At 63.9% G+C, this 18,185-nt stretch carries 19 protein-coding genes; 7 read left to right on the forward strand and 12 right to left on the reverse strand.

From position 1 onward, the window contains the following. Window positions 1-7 precede the first annotated feature (7 nt). Together KIT10_12325 and KIT10_12330 are read right to left on the reverse strand one after the other, a co-directional pair. A complete protein-coding gene (locus tag KIT10_12325) occupies window positions 8-451 on the reverse strand; it encodes a hypothetical protein (GenBank protein MCW5900046.1) in 444 nt (147 codons plus the stop codon). Window positions 452-456: 5 nt separating this feature from the next. Next, window positions 457-1,431, reverse strand: coding sequence for a polyprenyl synthetase family protein (locus tag KIT10_12330; GenBank protein ID MCW5900047.1), 975 nt, complete (start codon window positions 1,429-1,431; stop codon window positions 457-459). A 101-nt stretch (window positions 1,432-1,532) separates the two neighbouring features. On the opposite strand from KIT10_12330, the gene KIT10_12335 reads away from it, so the two are divergent. Beyond that, complete coding sequence (locus KIT10_12335; GenBank protein MCW5900048.1) at window positions 1,533-2,255, forward strand: hypothetical protein; 723 nt, start codon at window positions 1,533-1,535, stop codon at window positions 2,253-2,255. A gap of 20 nt (window positions 2,256-2,275) precedes the next feature. Here KIT10_12335 and rlmN read toward each other — a convergent pair whose 3' ends face one another. The 7 genes from rlmN to KIT10_12370 form a co-directional block, all read right to left on the reverse strand. Further along, window positions 2,276-3,349, reverse strand: a complete 1,074-nt coding sequence (rlmN, locus tag KIT10_12340; protein MCW5900049.1) for a 23S rRNA (adenine(2503)-C(2))-methyltransferase RlmN — start codon at window positions 3,347-3,349, stop codon at window positions 2,276-2,278. Further along, window positions 3,339-4,031 carry a 2-C-methyl-D-erythritol 4-phosphate cytidylyltransferase gene (locus tag KIT10_12345; protein ID MCW5900050.1) on the reverse strand — a complete coding sequence of 231 codons (693 nt, stop codon included), beginning with the start codon at window positions 4,029-4,031 and terminating at the stop codon, window positions 3,339-3,341. The genes rlmN and KIT10_12345 overlap by 11 nt, the downstream gene beginning before the upstream one ends. 110 nt (window positions 4,032-4,141) lie before the next feature. Continuing rightward, window positions 4,142-5,191: a tRNA preQ1(34) S-adenosylmethionine ribosyltransferase-isomerase QueA gene (gene queA, locus KIT10_12350; GenBank protein MCW5900051.1), complete on the reverse strand. Its 1,050-nt coding sequence runs from the start codon at window positions 5,189-5,191 to the stop codon at window positions 4,142-4,144. A 174-nt stretch (window positions 5,192-5,365) separates the two neighbouring features. Next, on the reverse strand, window positions 5,366-6,118 hold the full coding sequence (gene truB, locus KIT10_12355) for a tRNA pseudouridine(55) synthase TruB (GenBank protein MCW5900052.1): 753 nt from the start codon (window positions 6,116-6,118) through the stop codon (window positions 5,366-5,368). Continuing rightward, window positions 6,118-6,912, reverse strand: coding sequence for an undecaprenyl-diphosphate phosphatase (locus KIT10_12360; protein ID MCW5900053.1), 795 nt, complete (start codon window positions 6,910-6,912; stop codon window positions 6,118-6,120). The genes truB and KIT10_12360 overlap by 1 nt, the downstream gene beginning before the upstream one ends. Beyond that, the gene (locus tag KIT10_12365) at window positions 6,909-7,166 is read right to left on the reverse strand and encodes a DUF3098 domain-containing protein (protein MCW5900054.1); all 258 of its coding nucleotides are present in this window, start codon (window positions 7,164-7,166) and stop codon (window positions 6,909-6,911) included. Before KIT10_12365 ends, KIT10_12360 begins: the two co-directional genes overlap by 4 nt. Window positions 7,167-7,177: 11 nt before the next feature. Then, window positions 7,178-8,053 (reverse strand): permease-like cell division protein FtsX, encoded by an 876-nt coding sequence (locus KIT10_12370; protein MCW5900055.1) that lies wholly within the window; start codon window positions 8,051-8,053, stop codon window positions 7,178-7,180. Window positions 8,054-8,118: 65 nt separating this feature from the next. On the opposite strand from KIT10_12370, the gene KIT10_12375 reads away from it, so the two are divergent. From KIT10_12375 to KIT10_12385, 3 genes are all read left to right on the forward strand, one after another. Further along, window positions 8,119-11,040, forward strand: a complete 2,922-nt coding sequence (locus KIT10_12375) for a leucine--tRNA ligase (GenBank protein ID MCW5900056.1) — start codon at window positions 8,119-8,121, stop codon at window positions 11,038-11,040. A 59-nt stretch (window positions 11,041-11,099) separates the two neighbouring features. Beyond that, a complete protein-coding gene (locus tag KIT10_12380) occupies window positions 11,100-11,939 on the forward strand; it encodes a DUF3108 domain-containing protein (protein MCW5900057.1) in 840 nt (279 codons plus the stop codon). 86 nt (window positions 11,940-12,025) lie between these two features. Continuing rightward, window positions 12,026-13,297: a peptidoglycan DD-metalloendopeptidase family protein gene (locus tag KIT10_12385; GenBank protein ID MCW5900058.1), complete on the forward strand. Its 1,272-nt coding sequence runs from the start codon at window positions 12,026-12,028 to the stop codon at window positions 13,295-13,297. On the opposite strand, the gene KIT10_12390 is transcribed toward KIT10_12385, so the two are convergent. Beyond that, complete coding sequence (locus tag KIT10_12390; GenBank protein MCW5900059.1) at window positions 13,273-13,938, reverse strand: NAD-dependent dehydratase; 666 nt, start codon at window positions 13,936-13,938, stop codon at window positions 13,273-13,275. The genes KIT10_12385 and KIT10_12390 overlap by 25 nt on opposite strands. Window positions 13,939-14,012: 74 nt before the next feature. On the opposite strand from KIT10_12390, the gene KIT10_12395 reads away from it, so the two are divergent. Genes KIT10_12395 through KIT10_12405 form a run of 3 tightly spaced genes read left to right on the forward strand, consistent with a single transcriptional unit; the run spans window position 14,013 to window position 15,543 of the window. Continuing rightward, on the forward strand, window positions 14,013-14,600 hold the full coding sequence (locus KIT10_12395) for a hypothetical protein (GenBank protein MCW5900060.1): 588 nt from the start codon (window positions 14,013-14,015) through the stop codon (window positions 14,598-14,600). Between the two features lie 34 nt (window positions 14,601-14,634). Beyond that, complete coding sequence (locus KIT10_12400) at window positions 14,635-14,868, forward strand: transcriptional regulator (GenBank protein MCW5900061.1); 234 nt, start codon at window positions 14,635-14,637, stop codon at window positions 14,866-14,868. Between the two features lie 30 nt (window positions 14,869-14,898). Next, window positions 14,899-15,543: a hypothetical protein gene (locus tag KIT10_12405; protein ID MCW5900062.1), complete on the forward strand. Its 645-nt coding sequence runs from the start codon at window positions 14,899-14,901 to the stop codon at window positions 15,541-15,543. Between the two features lie 12 nt (window positions 15,544-15,555). Here KIT10_12405 and ispG read toward each other — a convergent pair whose 3' ends face one another. Both ispG and KIT10_12415 read right to left on the reverse strand, forming a co-directional pair. Continuing rightward, window positions 15,556-17,505 carry a (E)-4-hydroxy-3-methylbut-2-enyl-diphosphate synthase gene (gene ispG, locus KIT10_12410; GenBank protein MCW5900063.1) on the reverse strand — a complete coding sequence of 650 codons (1,950 nt, stop codon included), beginning with the start codon at window positions 17,503-17,505 and terminating at the stop codon, window positions 15,556-15,558. Between the two features lie 53 nt (window positions 17,506-17,558). Then, on the reverse strand, window positions 17,559-18,173 hold the full coding sequence (locus KIT10_12415) for a DUF4230 domain-containing protein (protein ID MCW5900064.1): 615 nt from the start codon (window positions 18,171-18,173) through the stop codon (window positions 17,559-17,561). Between the last annotated feature and the right edge of the window lie 12 nt (window positions 18,174-18,185).

Below are 18,185 nucleotides of genomic sequence, written 5' to 3' on the forward strand. Positions count from 1 at the left end.
ACGGCGCTCAGCGCTGTTCCAGGATATGGCCGAGCGTGTCGTAAAGAACGGTCTTCAGGTGCGTGCCGTCCGCGCTGTAGAAGTTCCACTCGCCCGTGGGGTTCCCTCGGTGGTATTGGCCGGTGTAGTAGGGCAGCCCGCTTTCATGGTAGACCTCCGTGGAGCCGTGCTGGATCCCCTGTTCGAACTGTCCCCGGCTGCGGATCATGCCGTTGGGGAAGAAGGACGTCCAAGTGCCATGGCGCAGACCATCCATCTTGGGGCCGCGCATGCGCAGGGTGCCATCGTTGGCGCGGATCTCCTCCATGCCATCGCTGGTCCGGACGGTTCCTGCGGTGTCCGCGACACCGTCAACGGGCTTGTCCGCCGACCGCTGCGGTGCGCCCGCGGGTCGGTCGCAGGAGCACAGGATGGACAAGGCGATGGCGATGGCGGAAGGGCGGAGGAGCATGGCGTTCATTTCGTTCTTTCCACGGTGAAGCGCACCAGTCCTTCCAGCGCGTCACGTGCTTCCGTACGCGGAAAATGGTGGAGTTCGGCCAAGGCCAGATCGCGGTAGTGGACCATGCGTTGGTTCGCGTGCGCGATGCCGCCGGCCTCCTTCACCAGTTCCACCACGCGCGCCACGGCCCGCCCGTCCTGGTTTCGGTTCTTCACGGTGTCCACGATGCGGCGCCGCTCGGCCCGGTCCACCTGGCGCAGCGCATGGATCAGCGGCAGGGTGAGCTTCTTCTCCTTGATGTCGAGGCCGGTGGGTTTGCCCGTGTCCTGGCCCGCGCCATAATCGAAGAGGTCGTCCTTGATCTGGAAGGCGATGCCGGTGAATTCGCCGAAAAGCCGCATGCGCTCCACCTCCTCCTGCGGCCGTCCGGCGGCACTGGCCCCGCAGGCGCAGCACGCGGCGATGAGACTGGCGGTCTTCTGGCGGATGATCTCGAAGTAGGTCTCCTCGCCTAGATCCAGGTCGCGGCTCTTTTCCAATTGCAGCAGCTCGCCCTCGCTCATCTCGCGCACGGCCCGGCTCACGATGCGCAGCAACTCGAACTCGCCCTTGTCCACCGCCAGCAGCAGGCCCCGGCTCAGCAGGTAGTCGCCCACGAGCACGGCGATCTTGTTCTTCCACAGGGCGTTGATGCTGAAGAAGCCCCGGCGCATGGCGCTGCCGTCCACCACGTCATCATGCACCAGGGTGGCGGTGTGCAGCAGTTCGATGAGGCTGGCGGCGGTGAAGGCGCTCTCGTTGACCGGCCCGAACTGTCGGGCGCTGAGCAGGGTGAACATGGGCCGCATCTGCTTGCCCTTGCGCTTCACGATGTAGTGCATGATGCGGTCCAGGAGGGCCGTCTTGCTGCGCATGGCCTCGCGGAAGTGTGGCTCGAAGGCCTTCATTTCCGCCGCGATGGGCCGTTGGATCTCCTCGAAGCCGCGCATGGTGCGGGGCCAAAGATCGTGATCATGGGCGCGCGCCGGCCGCCGATCCGGGGACCGGCGCGCCGGAAAGCATGGTGTGCCATCGCATAACTTCGCTGTGGATGCGGATACCCTCCCTGATGACGCGATCGGCCTGCGCTGCGGCCCTTGGCTTGGCGGCCCTGCTGGCCCATGGCCAGTCCAAGGACGCCAGGGCCCGCGTGCTGCTGCGCAAGGAGCGGATGGCGGCGCAATTCGACACGGTGAACGTGGTGAAGAACGTGGTGAAGGCCAACCCCTTGCTCTTCCTGCGCGGCGAGATACCGCTCTACTACGAGCGTGCGCTCACCTACAGGCTGAGCATGGAAGTGGGGGTGGGCGTCACCCTGCGCAACTACATGGCCATGACCTTCATGGGCGATGATGCCGATGACTTCGGGGCCGGCACGGAGATCATTCCCAACCTCAGCTACCGGATCGCCGCGCGTTTCTATTTGGAGGACGACCTGGAACCCCAGGGCTGGTATGTGCAGCCGGAGTTCGGCCATCTGGTCTACGCCAAGGACATCCGCGAGGTGGGCCCGAACGGTGTTTTCACGGAGGTTCGCTACCGGGACCAACGCACCTTCAATGATGTGCGTGCCCTGCTGGGCTACCAGATGTTGTCGAGTTCCAGCAATTGGCTGATCGACGTGTATGGCGGTGTCGCCTTCCGGGACCGCAACCTGCGCAAGGTGCAGGAGAACCTCGATCCCGCCACACGGCTCTATACCTACAAGGTGGTCGAGTCGAACGACATCATCCCGGCCTTTTTCCTGGGGGTGAAGGTGGGGGTCGGCTTTTGACCGGGAGCTTTGGCTTCCCTCTACTTCAGCACCCGTTCTCCGTCCTTCAGCGCCGGCTCGTTCTTGTTGGCGAGTTGACCGCAGGCCGCGTCGATGTCGCGACCCCGGCTGCGGCGGATGCGCGCGATGATGCCCTTGCGGTCCAGGTACTGCTGGAAGGCCTCCGCATCCCGGCTGTCCGTTCGGCCGAACTCGCCGCCATCGATGGGGTTGTACTCGATCAGGTTCACCTTGGCGTGTACGTCGCTGGCGTAGCGGACCAGTTCCTGCGCGTCCTGCAGCGAGTCGTTGAAGCCGCGCAACAGGATGTACTCGAAGGTGACGGGCAGCCTGGTGGTGCGCGTGTAGTAGCGCAGGGCGTCCTTCAGTTCCGCGAGCGAGTTCTGCTCGTTGATCGGCATGATGCGGTCACGTTTGGCATCGTTGGCGGCGTGCAGGCTGAGGGCGAGGTTGAAACGTGCGCCGTCATCGGCCAGCTTGCGGATCATCTTGGCGATGCCGGCCGTGCTCACCGTGATCCGTTTGGCGCCCATGCCCAGCCCGTCAGGCGCCGTGATGCGTTCGGCGCTGCGCAGCGTCTCGGCATAGTTGAGCAGCGGCTCGCCCATGCCCATGTACACGATGTTCGTGAGACCCTGCTGGTAGTACTTCCGCGCCAGCCGGTCGATCAGCACCACCTGGTCCACGATCTCGCCGGCGCTGAGATTGCGGATGCGCTTGAGCTTGCCCGTGGCGCAGAAGCTGCACGTGAGACTGCACCCGATCTGGCTGCTGATGCAGGCCGTCAGCCTTGTGGGGGTGGGGATGAGCACGCCTTCCACGATGTGTCCGTCCCACGTTCGGAAGGCGCACTTCACCGTGCCGTCCTGGCTGCGCTGCTCCTCGGCGAGCACCAGCGGTCGCAGCACCGTGCGCTCCGCGAGTTGTGCGCGGAAGGCCTTGGGCAGATCGCTCATGTCATCGAAGGCGTGGGCCTGCTTTTTCCAGAGCCACTCCCATAGTTGCTTGGCGCGGTAGGGCTTTTCACCGATCTCCGCGACGAGCGTTTTGGTCTCGTCGAACGTGAGCGCGCGGATGTCGGTGCTACGATCCATGACCTGAAGCTACATTTGCTTGGCCCAACGCGAGTTCCGCAAGGCGCATGTCCATCGCCGTGGTCACCTTCAGGTTGTTCTCCTCGCCCTCCACCAGCGCCACCTGCATGCCGATCCGCTCCACCAGCGTGGCCTCATCGGTGAAGGTGGGATCGTAGGGGAGCTCGAAGGCTTTGCGCAACAGACCCGTGTGGAAGCACTGTGGTGTTTGCACGGCCAGCAACCTGGAGCGGTCCAATGCGCGCGAGCCATCGGCCGTGGTCTCGCGGATGCTGGGCACCACGGGTACCACGGGGATCGCGGCGGCATGCCGGTCCGCGGCGGCGAAGCAGCGTGCGATCAGATCCACACTGACCAGGGGCCGCACACCATCGTGCACCGCCACCAGGCCATCGCCCCGCACGTGCGCAAGACCCGCCTTCACGCTGTGCCAGCGTTGCTCTCCGCCGGCGACCACCTCATGCTCGACGAAGAAGCGATGGCCCATGCACAGCGCCTTCCAGATGTCGAAGTGCTCCTTGGGCAGCACCACGATCAGCGGCATTTCCGGATCGAAGCGGTGGAGGGCTTCGATGGTCCACATCAGCAGGGGCTTGCCCTGGACCGTTTGGAATTGCTTGGGCACGGGCCCGCCCAAGCGTGTGCCACTTCCTCCGGCGACGATGATGGTGGAACGATCCATGGATCCTCACCGCTAAGGCGCGGTGGCGCAAAGGAACGCAGAGGTGAAAAAAGCCGGGATCCGCTTTTCCAGCGGCCCTCCGCGCCCTGGCGTCTCTGCGGTGGGACCGATCAGATGATCAACATCGCGTCCCCGTAGCTGAAGAAGCGGTACTTGTCCTTGATGGCCACCTTGTAGGCGTTCCACACATGCTCGTAGCCACCGAAGGCCGCCACCTGCATCAGCAGGGTGCTTTCGGGCATGTGGAAGTTGGTGACCATGCTGTCGGCGATGCTGAAGTCATAGGGCGGGAAGATGAACTTGTTCGTCCACCCGTTCATGGGCTTCATGTGGTTCTCGGTGCTCACGCTGCTTTCGATGGCGCGCATGGTGGTGGTGCCCACGCAGCACACCCGCTTGCGGGCATCCTTGGCCCGGTTCACCACGTCACAGGCCTCGCGGGTGATGATCACCTGTTCGCTGTCCATCTTGTGCTTGGTGAGGTCCTCCACCTCCACGGGGCGGAAGCTGCCCAGGCCCACGTGCAGGGTCACTTCGGCGAAGTGGATGCCCTTGAGTTCCATGCGCTTCATCAGTTCGCGGCTGAAGTGCAGGCCGGCGGTGGGGGCCGCCACGGCGCCTTCCTCCTTGGCGTAGATGGTCTGGTAGCGCTCGGCGTCGCTCGGCTCGGTCTCGCGGCGGATGTAGCGCGGCAGCGGCGTTTCGCCCATCTCGGTGATGGCGTTCTTGAACTCGTCGTAGGTGCCGTCGAACAGGAAGCGCAGCGTGCGGCCCCGGCTGGTGGTGTTGTCGATCACTTCCGCCACCAGCTCATCGTCCTTGCCGAAATAGAGCTTGTTGCCGATGCGGATCTTGCGCGCCGGGTCCACGATCACATCCCACAGCAGACTGTCGCGGTTCAGTTCGCGCAGCATGAACACCTCGATCTTGGCGCCCGTCTTCTCCTTGTTGCCCCACATGCGGGCGGGGAAGACCTTGGTGTTGTTCAGCAGGAAGGTGTCGCCCTCGTCGAAGTAGTCCAGGATGTTCTTGAACTTCTTGTGTTCGATCTTGCCATCCTTGCGGTGCAGCACCATCAGCTTGCTGCCATCGCGGTCCTTGGTGGGGTAGAGGGCTATCTGCTCCTTGGGGAGGTCGAACTTGAAGGCGGTAAGTTTCATGGAAGATGTGGGGCTTACGGGCCCTGCCGGTTTTTGCGAGGGGGGCGAAGATAATGCCGTGGTGAAGCGAACGTCAACGCGATGTGCGGCTTGCGTCGCGGGCATGTTCCATCGGCACGGAATGCCGGTTCTGACGGGCGTTTCAGCGCTTACGTCGATCGCCCGATCCTGCGCTCAACGAACCGGTCCACGCTCCTTGGGCGGATGGTGTGGGGCGATCCGTTCCGACCAGGCCGCAGGTGCCAGGGCATCCTCTACCCGGTAGGGGCCTATGCGGGTGCGCCGCAAAGCGCTCAAGTAGGCCCCGCTGCCCAGCGCCTGGCCGATGTCGTGCGCCAGTGAACGTATGTAGGTGCCCTTGCTCACCTCCACTTCGAAGTCCACCTCGGCGCCGCGGATGGATGTGATCTCCAGCCGGGGGATCTGGACGATCACTTCGGCCATTTCCACCAAGTGGGCGCGCTCTTCGTCGCGGGCCAGGAAGTAGGCGCGCTCGCCTTGGAATCGCTTGGCACTGTGGGCCGGTGGGCGTTGCCGCACTTCGCCTTGGAAGCGCGCGAAAGCGGCATGGATCGCGGCATGGTCCAGGTGTTCCCATGGCCCGTGCGGCACCGGCTCGGTCTCGCGGTCGTAGCTGGGGGTCACCTGCCCCAGCGTGATCGTGCCCGCGTAGGTCTTCGGCAGCCCGATCATTCCGGTCAACATCTTGGTCATGGGCCCGTACGCCAGTATCAGCAGGCCGCTGGCCAGGGGATCCAGGGTGCCGGCGTGGCCCACTTTGATCTTGCGCCCGGCGGCGATGCGCATGGCTCCGCGCAATTTGCCCACCACATCGAAGCTGGTCCAGGTGAGCGGTTTGTCCACCAGAAGGAGGCCGCCGGCCTCGGGGTCGAATGCGAACGCTTGGGGATCCCGGCCCTGTTCCATCACACCATGCGCATGGGCACGTCCAGCAGGTACATCAGCACAATGGCGCCACCCACCACGATGCGGTACCAGCCGAAAGCCCGGAAACCGTGGTCGCTGAGGAAGGCGATGAAGCCCTTGATGGCGAGGACGGCCACGATGAAGGCCACCACATTGCCCACGGCGAAAAGGCCGAGGTGCCCGTTGTCCAGCGCGCCACCATCCTGCACATAATCAAACAGGCTCTTCACCGTGGCGCCCAGCATGGTGGGCACGGCCAGGAAGAAGCTGAACTCGGCGGCGTCCTTGCGGGTGAGGCCCTGGGTGAGACCGCCGATGATGGTGGCCGCCGAACGCGACACGCCGGGCACCATGGCCAGGCATTGGAACACGCCGATGAGGAAGGCGCGCCGGTAGGTGATGGGCCGAGACGCACCATGCTGTCCACCAGGCACCCACCGGTCTATGAATAGGAAGACCACACCGCCCACCAGCAGCGCCACGCCCACCACCAGCACATTTTCCAGCAACAGGTCGATCTGCTTCTTGAGAAGGAAGCCCGCGAACACGGCCGGAATGATGGCCACGGCGAGCTTCATGTACAGGTCCGGACCCTGGAAGAATCGCTGCCAATAGAGCACGATCACCGACAGGATGGCGCCAAGTTGGATGGCCACGGTGAAGAGCTTGACGAAATCGTCCTGCTCGATGCCCATGATGGTGGAGCCGATGATCATATGTCCCGTGCTGCTCACGGGCAGGAATTCGGTAAGGCCCTCGATGATCGCGAGGATGATCGCCTCCAGGAAGGTCATTGGGCGGCCTCGTCGTCGCGGGTGCGCTTCAGGATGGCGTAAACGATGAAGAGGTAGCCGGCCAGCGTGACGATCGGCGCCACGGTGATCCTCCGAGGATGGAAGATGGTGCTCTCATCGAAGACCTCCGGGTCGCCGCTGCCGCCGCCGCTCATGAGGATGAACCCGACCGCCACCACCGCCAGGCCGATGAGCAGCAGCCTGTAGTTCGTGGCCGTGAAAGGCATGTCGTTCCAATTCGTGTTGCGGGCCATGGGCGCGGGCTTCAGCTCCAGTGTATGTCGTTGTGGTCCATGCGAAGGTAGCGGCCCACGGCGAACCAGGTGCTCGCCAGGGCGATGAGCAGGCCGGTGGCCAGCACCGTGGCGAAGAGCAGCGCCAGGGTCGGCATGTCGGTGAAGGCCAGCACGTCGGGCACGTAACGCTTCAGCAATTGCAGCAGCCCGGCCAGCAGGCCCAGCGCCAGCAAGGCGCCGAAGACGCCCTGCCAGAAACTCTGCCCCAGGAAGGGCCGCTTGATGAACCATTGCGTGGCGCCCACCAGGTGCATGGTGCGGATCAGGAAGCGCTTGCTGTAGATGGCCAGCCGGATGGTGTTGTTGATCAACGCCACGGCGATCACCAGCAGCAGGGCCGTGAAGCCCAGCACCACCAGGCCCAGCCGCCGCATGTTCGCGTCGATGTTCTCCACCACGGCCGCGTTGTAGGCCACCTCCTGCACGCGCGTGTCGTTCTTCAGTTGCTCCACGATCCAGCGCAGGCTGTCCGGCGCCGCATGGCTCGCCTTCAGGCGCAGTTCCACCGAGGGCAGCAGCGGGTTGCTGCCGAGCACGCCCAGGAAATCCTCGCCCAGGTCCTCCTTCAGGCGTTCCGCGGCCTCGTCAGCGGTCACGTAGCGCGTCTCCCGTGTGAAGAGTTCGGTGTCCAGTTCCTTGCGGAAGCGCATCACGTCGGCCTCCTTCAGGTCGCGTTTCAGGAAAAGTTCCACGCGCACGTTCTCCTTGAAGTAGTGCTCCAGGGCCTGCGCGTTCAGCACCAGGAAACCCAGTACGCCCAGCATGGTGAGGACCAGTCCGATGCCGATGACGCTGCTTACGCCGGCGGTGCGGACGCGTGCACGGTAATGCCTGTCGATGCCCATGGAACGGCGCCAAAGGTAGGCGGCCCGGCGCGCCCTCTACATTTGCGCGCGGCAGCCGGAACAACATGGCCTACGAGCACAAGAGGATAGAGGAAAAGTGGCAGGACGAATGGCGGAAGCGCGGCACCTACCGGGTGAGCGAGGATCCGCTGTCGGGCGGACCCAAGTATTACGTGCTGGACATGTTCCCCTACCCCAGCGGCGCCGGCCTGCATGTGGGGCACCCGCTTGGCTACATCGCCAGCGACATCGTGGCGCGCTACAAGCGGCACACCGGCCACAATGTGCTGCACCCCATGGGCTACGACAGCTTCGGCCTGCCCGCCGAACAGTATGCCATCCAGACCGGCCAGCATCCTGCGAAGACCACGGCGGAGAACATCGCCCGCTACCGCGACCAACTGGACCGCATCGGCTTCAGTTTCGACTGGAGCCGCGAGGTGCGCACCAGCGACCCGGCCTATTACAAGTGGACGCAGTGGATCTTCCTGCAACTCTTCGACAGCTGGTACGACCACGGACAGCAGAAGGCGCGGCCCCTCGTCGAGCTGGTGGAGCGATTCGCACGGCAGGGGTGGGACGCTTCCGATACCTGCGTGCTTACCGGAGACATAGAAGAGGACCTTGAAGCATTCAGTGCCGCGGATTGGAACGCCTTCGAGGAGCGCACCCAACAGCGCATCCTGCAGCACTTCCGGCTGGCCTACCTGAGTGAGGCCTGGGTGAACTGGTGCCCCGCGCTGGGCACCGTGCTGGCCAACGATGAGGTGAAGGACGGCGTGAGCGAGCGCGGCGGCCATCCCGTGGAGCGCAAGCGCATGCCGCAGTGGAGCATGCGCATCACCGCCTACGCGCAGCGCCTGCTCGATGGATTGGACGGGTTGGACTGGAGCGATAGCATCAAGGAGGCGCAGCGCAACTGGATCGGCAGGAGCGAGGGTGCGCTCGTTCGCTTCAAGCTGAAGGATGCCATCGGTGATATCGAAGTATTCACCACCAGGCCCGACACCCTCTTCGGTGTCACCTTCGTCACCCTCGCCCCCGAGCACGAGTTGGTGGAGGTGATCACCCCCGCCGATCGCCGCGACGAGGTGATGGCCTACGTGAACACCGCGAAGAACCGCAGCGAGCGCGATCGCATGGCCGATGTGAAGAAGGTGAGCGGCGTGTTCACCGGGGCCTACGTTTCGCACCCGTTCACCGGCCAGGACATCCCCATTTGGGTGGGCGACTATGTGCTGGCCGGCTATGGCACCGGCGCGGTGATGGCCGTGCCCGGCGGCGACCAGCGCGACTGGAATTTCGCCACGCACTTCGGGCTGTCCATCGTGGCGGTGACCGAGGGTGCCGACATCACCCAGGGCGCCGACGAGAGCAAGGAAGGCACCATCTGCTCCGAGGGCTTTTTGAAGGGCACGCCCGTGAAGGAGGCCATCCCGCGCGCCATTGCGGAACTGGTGAAGCTGGGTGCCGGCGAGCGCCGCATCAATTTCCGTTTGCGCGATGCCGCCTTCGGCCGCCAGCGCTATTGGGGCGAGCCCATCCCCATCTACTACAAGGACGGTGTGCCCTGTGCGATGCCGGAAAGCGCACTGCCGCTGGAATTGCCCGAGGTGGACAAGTTCCTGCCCACAGCCGAAGGCGAACCACCGCTCGCGCGAGCCGCGAACTGGACCTACGAAGGCCATCCGCTGGAGACCACCACCATGCCCGGCTGGGCCGGCAGCAGCTGGTACTTCCTGCGCTACATGGACCCGAAGAACGAGGGCCGCTTCGCATCACCGGAGGCAATCGACTATTGGCAGCAAGTGGACCTGTACATGGGCGGCAGTGAGCACGCCACCGGCCACCTGCTCTACTTCCGCTTCTGGACCAAATTCCTGTACGACCGCGGCTGGATCCCCTTCGATGAGCCCGCCAAGAAGCTGGTGAACCAGGGGATGATCCAAGGGGTGTCGGCGAAGGCAACAGTGATCCTTGCGATTGATTGGAACCCGCGTGTGAACGCTGGTGAGGAAATACTCACTAGGAACGATCGGGGATTGCGCCCGATGATTTCGGAATCAATTGCTCGGGAACTCGACCAAACGGGTCATGCTGATGAACTGAGCACCCAATGGGGTAGCTATACAGGACAAACCCGAAGCTTCGCTTGGAACAAGGGCTCAGTCTATGTTCCCATTGACTACGTGGGAGAAAAGGACACTGTGGATGTCCAGAAGCTCACCCAAGACCCTTCGTTTTCAGAGTTTGAAGTGGTTACTGGGCCGGAGAGCGTCTTCATAGTTCGAAGAGAAGTCGAGAAAATGTCCAAGTCGAAGTTCAACGTGGTGAACCCCGACGACATCATTTCGAAGTACGGCGCCGACACCCTGCGGCTGTACGAGATGTTCCTGGGCCCCTTGGAGCAGAGCAAACCCTGGGACACCAACGGCATCGAGGGCACCTTCCGGTTCCTGAAGAAATTCTGGAACCTGTTCCACGGCGCCGATGATGCATTCACCGTTTCGGACGACGCCCCCACCAAACCCGAACTCAAGACCCTCCACGCCACCTTGAAGAAGGTGACCGAGGACATCGAGCGGATGAGCTTCAACACCAGCGTGGCGCAGTTCATGATCGCCGCCAATGAGCTGGTCGCGCTGAAGTGCAACAAGCGCGCGGTGCTGGAGCCGCTGGTGGTCGCCCTGGCGCCCTTCGCGCCGCACATCGCCGAGGAATTGTGGGAGCGGCTGGGACATACCACCAGCGTCACCGTGGCCGTTTGGCCCCAGTGGGACGCCCAATACCTGGTGGAGGACAACTTCAGCTACCCGATCAGCTTCAATGGCAAGACACGGCTGCAGCTGGAGTTCCCCGTCGCCCTGAGCCAGCAGGAGGTGGAGACCGCCGTGCTGGCCAACCCCGAGGTGCAGGCCCGCCTGGAGGGCAAGGCACCGAAGAAGGTGATCGTGGTGCCGAAGCGGATCGTGAACATTGTGGTATAGGCATGTTGGAGGTTGATGGTCGGAGGTGGGATCGGCACAGCCCTTGCCCATGGGGGGTCATGGCACGCACTTCCACCCTGATCCTGTGCGGGCTCGGCTTGTGTACGCTGGGCTTCACGCAAGTTGGTGGCCCTGCGGTCGCGGGCAACGCCCCTCCGGCCGAAAGCCCTGCCAAGGAGACACTGCCGCTGCGCAGCATACGCCACGATGCCTTCCGCCCCGGCGAGAAGCTCACCTACGTGGTCCACTACGGGTTCATCAATGCCGGTGAGGCCGTGGTGGAACTGCGCGACATGCCGCGCACGATCAACGGCCGCAAGGTGTGGCAGGCCGTGGGCACGGGCCGCAGCCTGGGCGCCTTCAACACCTTCTACAAGGTGGACGACCACTACAGCAGCGTATTCGACGCCGAGGGGGTCTTCCCTTGGGTCTTCAGCCGCAGCGTGAGCGAGGGCGGCTACGAGTTCAAGCAGGACTACGTGTACCACCAGCACAAACGGCAGGTGACCACCCAGCGCGAACGCACGCATGATGTGCCGCCCAGCGTGCAGGACATGCTCAGCGCCTTCTACTACGCCCGCACGATCGACTTCAGCCGCGCCACGCCCGGTGACATCTACGTGATCGACTGTTTCCTGGACGATGAGTTGTGGCCATTGCGCATGAAGTACATCGGCCGGGAGACCATCAAGCTGCGCAATGGCACGTACAAGTGCCTGAAGTTCCAGCCGGTGGTGCAGGAGGGCCGCATCTTCAAGGGCAACAACGACCTGAATGTGTGGGTGACCGACGACGGCAACCGCATCCCGGTGCTGGTGCAGGCCAAGGTGCTCGTGGGCTCCATCAAGATGCAGCTCACCGGCTACGAGGGGCTGGCACACCCCATCGCGAAGAACTGATCGCGCACGTTTTCACGCCCCCGGCGTGGAAATGATCCCCATCGCCCCGGCGTTGCGCCCGGGGCGATGTGCTTTCTTGCCCACCGATGCGCAAGAAGGGGTGGATGTTGACCGGTGCGGTGCTGCTGCTGCCCGTGGCCTACCTGCTGGTGGGCGTGGATGTGCGGCCCAAGGAGGAGTACGTGGAACCGCCGATGCCCGAAACCGTGGACAGCGTCCCACTGCCACCGAGTGCCTACGGCATCCCCATGTCGGGCTTCGTCCTGGAGCAAGGTGTACTGCGCGCAGGCGCCAACTTAGGCGGCTTGCTGGGCGAGCACGGCGTGCCGATGACCACCGTGCACGAGCTCGTGGAACTGGCCAAGCCGCACTTCGATGTGCGCCGCATGCGCAGCGGCCAGCCCTACGCCTTCATCTTCAGCGATGACAACGACCATGTGCCCAACCACTTCGTGTACGAGTCCGACGCGGTGGAGTACGTCGTCTTCGACCTGCAGGACAGCCTGAACGTGCGGGTGGGCCGGCGGCCGGTACGCACGGTCGAAGGCAGCGTTTCCGTGGCCGTGACCGGCGCATTGTACAACGATCTGTCGCGGGCCGGTGCCGATCCCATGCTGGCGCTGCAATTGGCCGACGTGTTCGCCTGGACGGTGGACTTCCACAAGATCCAGAAGGAAGACGTTTTCACCGTGGTCTATGGCCAGCAGGAGGTGGATGGACGCCGGCATGGCATGCCCCGCGTGACGGCCGCGCGTTACACCAGTGGCGGCCGCGTGCTGCAGGCGTTCCTGCATGAGCAGGAGGATGGCGCGCAATACTTCGATGAGGAGGGGAACAGTCTGCGCAAGGCGTTCCTGAAGGCGCCACTGAAGTTCAGCCGCATCTCCTCGGGCTTCAGTGGCCGGCGGCTGCACCCGGTGCAGAAGGTGATGAAGGCGCACCTGGGCACCGACTACGCCGCGCCCTACGGCACGCCCATCCTCAGCGTGGGCGATGGCGTGGTGGAGACCACGGGCCACACCGGCGGCAACGGCAACTTCGTGAAGATCCGGCACAACAGCGTGTACAGCACGCAATACCTGCACATGCGCAAGATCCTGGTGCGGCAGGGGCAGCGGGTGCAACAGGGCGATGTGATCGGTGAGGTGGGCAGCACGGGCCTGGCCACAGGACCGCACGTGTGTTTCCGCTTCTGGAAGAACGGCAGGCAGGTGGACCACCGCAAGGAGGAGTTCCCCAGTGCCGAACCCATAGCCGAAGCGCAACGGCCAGCCTTCGAGCGGATGCGCGACGGCTATGTCACGCGGCTCGACCGCCTGGAGGCGAAGGGTACTCAGGAGCGCTTGGTGAGCTTCTGATCCCCGGCCAGCGCGAGGATCTCCTGGTAGGTGTGCGTGCCACCCTGGTCCAGATGTGTGGCATTCAACAGGGCTTGGGCCAGCACATCATGCGGCATGGGCTTGTAACGAGCGGGAAGCAGGGGCGCGAAGAGCCGGCCCAGCGCGATGCCGATGCGCTCACCGGCCCGGTGTTCCTGTCGCGGGCCGGTGAGGATGGAAGGCTGGAACAAGTGCAACGCAGGGAGCTCCAGCGCCTTCAACTCCGCTTCCATTTCACCCTTTACCCGGTTGTAGAAGACGCGCGACCGTGGATCGGCGCCGATCGCACTGACAACACCTAACACGGGAATTCCTTGCGACTTCGCCCAGCGCCCGAGGCCCACCACCAGATCCTTGTCCACGTGGACGAACTTCGCCTTGTCGCCACCCACCTTGCGGATGGTGGTGCCCAGGCAGCAGACCACCGCGTCCAACCGCTCGGGACGGAGCGCTTGCAGGAGTTCCTCATGGCGCCATTCCTCCAGCTTGGGATGATGCGTTCCCAACGGCCTCCGTGTGAGGGCGATCACCCTGCTGAAGCGATCATCAACCAGGGCGAGCTTGAGGACCGTGGAACCGATCAGACCGGTGGGGCCTGCGACAAGCAGGGAGCGTGACATGCCACGAATTTCGGTGCGTATTGTAGTTTGTAATATAAACAAGTCTATATTTGTCCCATCCAACACCAACAACCATGGACAACACCCTCACCCCCGAACAGAGTCTTCGGCTGATCGAGAGCATGATCGGCCAGGCCAAGAAGAGCTTTTCCCGCGTGAGCTTCTACTTCCTGCTCTGGGGGGTGCTGCTCACTTTGGCCATGCTGGCCACCTATCTGCTTCGCGACCTGCCCAATGCCGTGGGCCAGGGCGCTCCCTGGGGCGTGGCCGGCATCGGAGGCGGCATCATCAGCGGTATCCATGGCGCCCGGCAGGGAAAGCGGGAGCCGGTGAACAATCCCATGGATGGCCTCATCGGGTGGCTCTGGTCATCCTTCGTCATCACCATGTTCATCACCATCGTCATGAGCGTGATGGACCAACGTGACCCGGCCGCGATGATCACGTTGCTCACGGGTATTCCCACGTTCATGACAGGACAGATCATGCGCTTCAGGCCGCTGATCATCGGCGGGGTCATTTTCTGGCTGGCCGCGATCGCCATGCACATCACGCAGGATCCGCTTGTGCTCACCTTGCTGTACTGCGGGGCCATGCTGCTCGGCTATATCGTCCCCGGTATCATGCTCAAGCGCCAGGAAGATGGCCTTCGCACCGCTTGATCCCATCCTGCACAACCAGTTGCGGCTCGCCATCATGAGCCTGCTGGTGGCCGTGGAGGAAGGCGACTTCAACTTTCTGTTGGAGAAGACCGGCGCCACGCGCGGCAATCTCAGTGTGCAGATCGGCAAGCTGAAGGAGGCGGGCTACATCACGGTGGTGAAGGGCTACAAGGACAACTATCCGCACACGCGCTGCAGCATCACGGCCCAGGGGATCAAGGCCTTTGAGAAATATGTGGCGGCGTTGAAGGACTATCTTGGCGAATGAGTCGCGCTTGCCAGCGGCTGGTGTATATCCATGCTCCGGAAAGCGTCCTACCTCTTTCTCGCTGCCACGCTGCTGCTGGCCGCCTGTGCCAAGGACCCGCCCCAGCCGCCCAACAACCCGGCGCCACCGCCCCCGCCGCCGGACGACCCAACGTTCGAGTTGTCGCTCGATGGTCCGATCGGTTTCCAGATGACCGCCGGTGGGAGCACCACCACGTGGGTTGAAGGCGGTGAGTTCGTGGCGCTGTTCGGCATGGATGGGGAGACCGGCACGCCCAGCACACGCATCTACACGGCCGGACTGGAAGCGGATGACGCACGCTTCATCGCATTCCGGGTGGGCACGCTCACCTACGATGGCCCGGTGGTGACGCCGGAGGAATTCCATGGCTTTCTATCGCCCGGTGCACGGCCCCTGGCACCCTTGATGCCCTTGCCTGGCGGAGTGGTCATCGACCATCGCGATGCGTCCGGCGCGTTCTGGTCCACCGTCTGTGGCTCGGCGGCGCAGGGGGGCGGCTTCTTCACCATCACCGATATGGCCACCGGAAGTGATGAACTGGGCATGTGGGTGCGCGTGGTGGCGGAGTTCCAAGGCACGCTGTACAACTGCGCCACCGGGGCCTCCATGCAGATGACCGATGGTGGCGCGGTGCTGGAGTTCTGGGAGTTCTGAGCAGAGGAGTGCTCAACCTTCCACCTGCTCCACCCACATCCCGTGCTCCTTGATCAGCGCGATCAACTCGTCCACGGCCTGTGCGCTGGGCACGTTGCGCTTCACCACTTCCTTCTCGCGGTAGAGCGTGATCACACCGGGGCCGGTGCCCACGTAGCCGAAGTCGGCGTCGGCCATCTCGCCGGGGCCGTTCACGATGCAGCCCATGATCCCGATCTTGACACCCTTGAGATGGCTGGTGCGTGCGCGTATCCGCGCGGTGGTCTCCTGCAGATCGAAGAGGGTGCGGCCGCAACTGGGGCAGCTGATGTACTCGGTCTTGCTGATGCGCGTGCGCGTGGCCTGCAGGATGCCGAAGGCCAGCCGGTTCACGGCCGCATCGTGGCCCACGCCTTCGGGCGCGATGAAGACGCCATCGCCCAGACCATCCAGCAGCAGCGCGCCGAGGTCCGTGCTGGCGTGCAGCTGCAATTGCTCCTCCGTGATGCCGCCGTAAGCGCGGCCGATCACCACCGGCACATCACAGCCTTGGTCCATCAGCTCGAAGAAGAGGCGGCGCTGCTCGGCGTTGCCGTGATCGTTCCACGTGTCGATGAGCAGTACGGCGGTCGCGTCGCTCTTCACCTTGGCGATGAACTCCGGACCCAGTTCCTTCAGTGTGCAGTGGATGAAGTTCAGCTGCGGATGCGATTCCATCCCCGCGAGGTAGTCCTTCGCGCTCACCTGCGGATAGTGGCGCTCCTTGTCCTTGTCGCCCAGCCAGGTGGCGTGCTCCTGCACGATGCCCAGCGTGCCGGGGATCTCGAAGCCGATGCGGTGCTTGCCGATGAACGCATAGTCGCAGGCCTGGTCCGCCAGATTCCACTTGTCCAGGGGAACACTGTAGGCATAGCCCCAGCTGAAGAGCGAGGCGGGTGTGATCCTCTCCTTGGCGCTGAGGTCGGCCATCACCACCGGTACATGGCGCGCACCGATGTTGAGCACTTCACGAGTATGGCGACGTTGGTGGCTGAAGGGATCGATCGGTAGCTCTTGCACCTCGGGGATCGGGTCGCCTCGCCGTGTACTGTAGCGGTCGGCCAGCGCGCGGGCCACGGGTATCTCCGCCTCGGGCTCCTCGGTGAGGCTTACGCGGATGGTGTCGCCCAGCCCGTCCTCCAGCAATGCGCCGATGCCCACCGCGCTCTTGATGCGGCCATCCTCGCCATCGCCGGCCTCGGTCACGCCCAGGTGCAGCGGGTAGTTCATCCCCTCGCGCATCATGTGGTTCACCAGCAGGCGGTAGGCCTGCACCATCACCTGCGGATTGCTGGCCTTCATGCTGAGGACGATCTCGTGGAAATCCTCATCGCGGCAGATGCGAAGGAACTCCATCGCGCTCTCCACCATGCCCAGCGGGGTGTCGCCGTAGCGATTGAGGATACGGTCGCTGAGGCTGCCATGGTTGGTGCCGATGCGCATGGCCGTGCCGTGCTCCTTGCAGATGCGCACCAAAGGCGTGAAGCGCGTTCGGATGCGGTCCAGTTCGGCCTGGTACTCGGCATCGGTGTACTCGCGCACGTCGAACCGCTTCTTGTCGGCGTAGTTGCCGGGGTTCACGCGCACCTTCTCCACGATGCGGGCGGCCGTCTCGGCGGCGTTGGGCGTGAAGTGGATGTCGGCCACCAAGGGCGTGTCGAAACCCGCCGCGCGCAACCGAGTCTTGATCTCGGCGAGATTCTCCGCGTCCTTCTTGCTGGGTGCCGTGATGCGCACCAGTTCGCAGCCCGCCTCGATCATGCGTATGCTCTGGGCCACGGTGGCCGCGGTGTCCATCGTGTCCGTGGTGGTCATGCTCTGCACCCGGATGGGATTGTCGCCCCCGATGCCGATGGAGCCGATGCGCACGGCGCGCGTCCGCCAGCGTTCATAGCGGGACAAGCTGGGGCAGTACTGCCAGGGGGCGACGGTGGAGACGGACATGGCCGGTATCGAGGCGCGAAGATACCCGGGAACAAGCCGGGCCCCGGCTTGGTTCAGCCCTTCAGACGGGTGCGTCCATCCTTGGGCGTGTAGCCCGCCTCCAGCGTCCAACCGGCGCTTTCCACGATGGCGCGCAATGCTTCGACCATGACGCCGCGCTGTTTGTCAGCCTCGTCGAACAAGCCGCTGGTGGGCACCTTGTCCAGCACCTGCTGCCGCGCCTTCGTGTTGAGTGCGGTAAGTTCCTGCGGGGAGAAGCGGTTGAATATCCCGTTGCTGATGTCGTAGTAGTCCACCTCATGTTCGATGGACAGCACCTGCGGTTCGGGAGGCGCCAGCAGGGTGACGGTGCGTGTGGCCTCGTCGGTGGTGATGCGCATCCCGTCCAGGTCGTAGCCCACGCTCACCCGCGCCTTCACGCGCAGAATGGCCTGCTTCTCGGTGAAGCCTGGCACGCTGTAGCGCCAGTTCCAGCTGTCCTTGTGGTGGTAGAGTTCGTTGAATTCGCCCTCCACGGTCACCAATTTGAGCACCGGCCGCATGCGCTCAATGAGCACGCTGGCGGACACCCGCTCACTGCCCTGGCCCGGGCGGTACACCTCACGTGTGATGAAGAATGCGAGTAGCGCGGTGGCGATGATGGCGAGGAGGAGGGTGATGCGTCGCATGGCAGGTGACGC

The sequence above is a fragment of the Flavobacteriales bacterium genome, from assembly GCA_026129465.1.
Taxonomy (GTDB): domain Bacteria; phylum Bacteroidota; class Bacteroidia; order Flavobacteriales_F; family PHOS-HE28; genus PHOS-HE28.